This is a genomic window from Rhizobium sp. M1 (assembly GCF_002531805.1).
GTDB classification, from domain to species: Bacteria; Pseudomonadota; Alphaproteobacteria; order Rhizobiales; family Rhizobiaceae; genus Rhizobium; species Rhizobium etli_C.
Genome location: NZ_NWSW01000106.1, coordinates 1 through 1,340 on the forward strand (window position 1 = coordinate 1; position 1,340 = coordinate 1,340).

General features: G+C 52.1%; 1 protein-coding gene. It reads left to right on the plus strand.

Annotated features, from left to right (window positions below):
• The first annotated feature begins 258 nt into the window (after window positions 1–258).
• Window positions 259–1,194, plus strand: coding sequence for an AraC family transcriptional regulator (locus CO655_RS33115; RefSeq protein ID WP_245424021.1), 936 nt, complete (start codon window positions 259–261; stop codon window positions 1,192–1,194).
• Window positions 1,195–1,340: the final 146 nt, after the last annotated feature.

Below are 1,340 nucleotides of genomic sequence, written 5' to 3' on the forward strand. Positions count from 1 at the left end.
GAACTTCAAGAAGTAACGGCCTCACGTCACCGCTTACCTCGTCATGACAATAAAGCGACTTGATACTGTGACTCACGCTTGTGATTTGGAGGCGCGCTATCGACCAATCGCGTTGAAGGCTGTGGTTGCTGCCTGTTGCATACGCTCTAAAATAGATCATCACAGATCTGGCAAAAGAGAACCTCGTCTATTGGAATTTCATTTCGACCGTTACTCGGAACAGGAGCGATAAACGTAGCGGGATCGAAACTTTGATTGTTGGCCGATGAGGCGCATGTCTTTTCCATGGTAGTTGGCTGGTCATACCGCGTATTAGAACTTGCGGAGGCGCTGGCGCCGACCGTTGGGCATCACATAACGCCGGCGCCGACCGTCAGTGTTTTTCGCGCGGACTCTGCAGCCAAGAATGTCCCCAAGTTTCAGCAACCGGGAACGCTCTTCATTCTGCAAGGGACGGAAAAGCTATCTTGTCCCGGCAACGTCCACATCGTTGATCCAGATCATTTTATGCTGACTTCGGCCCCTGTCGCATTCCACATCGATACCGATGCTGCCGTCACAAAGCCGTTGCTGTCTGTCCACGTAGCGTTTGACCCAGCCACGGCAATGGATATCGCTTCGCAGATGGAGTGGCAAGGTGGCGCGATCAGCAAACCTGCGGCGATATGCCAGACGTCTGGTCGGATCGATGATTCAATGAAAGACTTTCTCTACCGCCTGCTGACAACGCTATGTGATCCCCTGGCGTGTCGAATTTTAATTCAAGGCCTTATTCGCGAGCTTCACTTTTTGTTACTTCAACGCGATGAGGGCAGCGCAATTCTTGCTGGGCTCGAGGGAAGGGGGGCACGTGGCAAAGTACTCAAGACCGCCGCTGAACTCTTGGATCGGCGGCGAGTTGGAATCACAATTAACACGGTTGCCGCGTCGGCCGAGCTTGGGCTTTCGTCGTATCATAGCCATTTTAAGGCACTATTTGGCTCCACACCGCTCGAATATCTGAAGGCGGCGAGGCTTCACGACGCCCGAAATTTGCTCAGGTCCCGCGATGTGAACATTGCCGCAGTCGGACAAGCGGTCGGCTATAAGGGCACGTCCCAATTTAGCCGAGAATTCCATCGGCACTTCGGTCGTACTGCGCGTGAGGAGCGGAAGCTTTTGGAGATTTCCAAAAGTAACTCCGACCTCGTATAATCAATTCGATCATCTTCCCAGTGTCCACCAGTTCGAACGAATGCCTATATCTGAAGGCATCATTAGCGACATAATGCGGTTCCATAAGATAGATTACGCCACGCCTACATTGTAGCCGCAAAGTTAGAATGTCCTGATTCTGCAAA